Annotated in this window: 3 protein-coding genes; all 3 read left to right on the plus strand. The window is 60.1% G+C overall.

Annotated features, from left to right (window positions below; translation table 11 throughout):
- Positions 1 to 467 precede the first annotated feature (467 nt).
- Positions 468 to 917, plus strand: a complete 450-nt coding sequence (locus GVY43_RS15340; RefSeq protein WP_159563733.1) for a hypothetical protein — start codon at positions 468 to 470, stop codon at positions 915 to 917.
- A gap of 315 nt (positions 918 to 1,232) precedes the next feature.
- Positions 1,233 to 1,625, plus strand: coding sequence for a hypothetical protein (locus GVY43_RS15345; RefSeq protein ID WP_159563734.1), 393 nt, complete (start codon positions 1,233 to 1,235; stop codon positions 1,623 to 1,625).
- 906 nt (positions 1,626 to 2,531) lie between these two features.
- Positions 2,532 to 3,082 (plus strand): hypothetical protein (locus GVY43_RS15350; RefSeq protein ID WP_159563735.1); only part of this gene is annotated, 551 nt, incomplete at its 3' end.

Below are 3,082 nucleotides of genomic sequence, written 5' to 3' on the forward strand. Positions count from 1 at the left end.
GTCGTCCATCTTGCCCGCTCAGTTGCATCGACAACGCATCCGACGGGCTACCACCCGTCCCGATGCAACTGAGGGGACGCGTTTTCGTCCGCTCCTCCATCCTGATCCGCCCGCTCCCCTCCGGTTCCGAGATTTGGCCAACCGATTCTCCTGATCTCAGATGCCCGTCCTGTCTTCGCACTCTAGCACGCTGCTCGTCCACGCAAGGGCCGCAAAAAAATGACGCGCCATCATGCTGTCCCCCTCCGCGCCCGGCTCGAAGCAGAGGCTTCTCGCTATTGGGCTTCGGGGGCCGACCCTCTGGCGCTCTGCGCATTTTTTGACCTTTCTCTGTGGTCACCCTTGCGTGGTCTCGCGACGCGTGCGTCAGTGCCTTCGACAGGACGGGGGGCGATACGCTTACTGCCTGTCATCATACAAATCTGGTAGCCGGGAATTTCCCCGGCATCGGAAAAGGGGGATTTCATATGCCAAATTGGTGCAACAACACGCTTCACGTCATCGGGTTCGAGGACGAGGGGGAAATCGAGACGTTCCTGGAGGAGGTCGGCGACGAGAGAAGCCCGTTCTCTTTCGCCCGCATCGTCCCGCTCCCGTGCGACGGACATGACAATTTCGTCGCCTACGAGATATGGGGGACGAAGTGGGAGCCGACGGACGTCGATTTCACCGACCGATATACCGACAGGGTCGTTTTCGACTTCCTGACCGCCTGGTCGCCACCGCTCCCGGTCATCGGGGCGCTCTCTGTCCGCTTCCCACATCTCCGCTTCGTGCTCCGCTATGCCGAGTACGGGATTCAGTTCGCTGGTGAGGCGCACTACACCGAAGGAAAAGAGCTATATCACAACGAGTACACGCCCGAACAAGATATTTTCGGATATAGAGGATTCGTTCGGGCACACTTCTTCCGCTGACCGCCCAACAAAACACGAGGACGGCCCCGCTCCCGGGGCCGTCCTGTCTTCGCACTCTAGCACGCTGCTCGTCCACGCAAGGGCCGTCAAAAAAATGACGCGCCGGCGTGCCGTCCCCCTCCGCGCCCGGCTCGAAGCAGAGGCTTCTCGCTATTGGGCTTCGGGGGCCGACCCTCTGGCGCTCTGCGCATTTTTTTGAGTTTTCCCTGCGGTCACCCTTGCGTGGTCTCGCGACGCGTGCGTCGGTGCCTGCGACAGGACGGCGAGGGGAACACCCCGACGCCTCCTACATCACACAACCGAGGAGGAAACCACATGTCACAAACAGAAGAAAAGTACACCGTCCTATTGAGCGAGGGGAACATCCCTCAGCGTATCCCCGTATTCGAGACGCCGGGCAAGGTGCTCGCTCGCTATTTCGACCGCTTCGACGTCGTCCATCAACACGGCTTCGATTTCTGGGTACACGATGAGTTCCTGTTCCACGTCACGGACGACAGCGTGCCGAGCGTCATCTTCGAGGACGAGAACGGCGAAGCATATGACATCCTGTTCGGGAACGTGCTCGTGTTCAAGTCCAATGAGGAGGGCGAGACGTTGCCACTCGATGGGAACGACCTCGAACGGCTCGCCGACCTGCTGAAGCCCATCCGCATCACGCATCGGGTGACGCGGGAACGCAAGACCGGAACCGTCGTAAGACCGTGAGACGAAAGGAGGGGGAGACCCTTTCCCCTTCCCTTTTCGGAGGCGACGGGGCGGGCGTCGTCGCCCTGCCCCGTCCCTCTGATCTGGACGCCCCGCAGGTGGCGGGGCTTTCGGGCGGAACCTTTCGGGCGATGGCCCGAAAGGAAAAGACATCGAAAAGAACCCATCTACTGCAGTACGTATTCTGTTCATCTGATTATTAGTATCACTCTTTCTTTTCTTATTCTTCATCCTTTTACGATCATTACTGTGTTAAGAGAATACAAACAGAATCCGGGCTCATGCGTGACCGACTATGCGACCGGGTTCGCCGTCGCCTTCCGACGTCTCCACCCGCTCGCCGACTCGCTCATCGCACCGCTGGCGTCTGACGGGTCGATAACCAGACGGGCTGGCTCGTACACGTCGCCGCCCCTCTAGGTTCCTGACCCTTTCTTCACGACGCCACGGAGCGTCGGGGGCGTCCATGACGCCCGGGTCAGCTAACGCCTCCTCGGAACCTTTCCGGACACGCCGGAAAGGAACACCCTTGTCTCTTCTGCCGATTTGGCCTCGGAGCGTACATCGTGCCTATCGGCATGGAAGCCGGCCGGGGCGAGTCTCCGCTACGCCTCTCCTCCCCGTCCCGTTCGCATGCCGGCTCGCACGCGCAGGGCGCGCCCGCAGGCGGGATGTCAAGGCGGCCCGATTTTCTACGAAAATAGATGCCTCGTCTCCTTGACATTGCTCGGACGGCAGATGTCCTGCTCGGGCATCAAATCGGCAAAAATAAGCCCTTTGGGGCCCTTACCGCCCCGAGGCGTCCCTTTCAGGGACTCCAAATCGGGAAGAAATCACGAGCATTCTTTCGTGAACGCGTGATTTCTCTAGACATGTTGGCCAAACGACTGAAAGGAAGCGAGAAACATGACGAACCAGAACGACAAGAACAAGACGAGAACCTGCCGATACTGTGCGAGCCCGCTCGCGACGATCGGCGAAAAAGACCCGCAACAAGGCACGATGTACCGGTGCGACTTCTGCGAACTTTCCTTTGACGAGACCGAGACGATGGTCAACGGCGAGCGTCGACGCCGGCTCATCCGGCCGGTCGTCTCACTCGAGGACGCGAACCGCCCGACGAGCGAGCTCCAGCACCTGACGACCTACGAACTGTATGCCCTGCTGGGCGAGGTCCGGCGGGCACGGGGAAACGCCTACGACCTGCATCGCCTCGCCTACGACACCCGCATCGCCTCGATGTCGGAAGGCGTCGATCGGGAGACGGCCGACAACCTGAAACGCATGGTCAATCAGGCATTCAAGGACTTCGTGTACTGGAAACGGAAGGCGTATGTCGTCGAGAACCTGTTGATCGAACGGACCGGCACCTATCCGAAACGGATCACGGCCAAGTTCCTGGACAAGACGTGGGACCAGATCGTCCGCACCTACCAGGACACCGAGCCGATGTTCGC

This window comes from Exiguobacterium sp. 8H, assembly GCF_902506255.1.
Taxonomy (GTDB): domain Bacteria; phylum Bacillota; class Bacilli; order Exiguobacteriales; family Exiguobacteriaceae; genus Exiguobacterium; species Exiguobacterium profundum.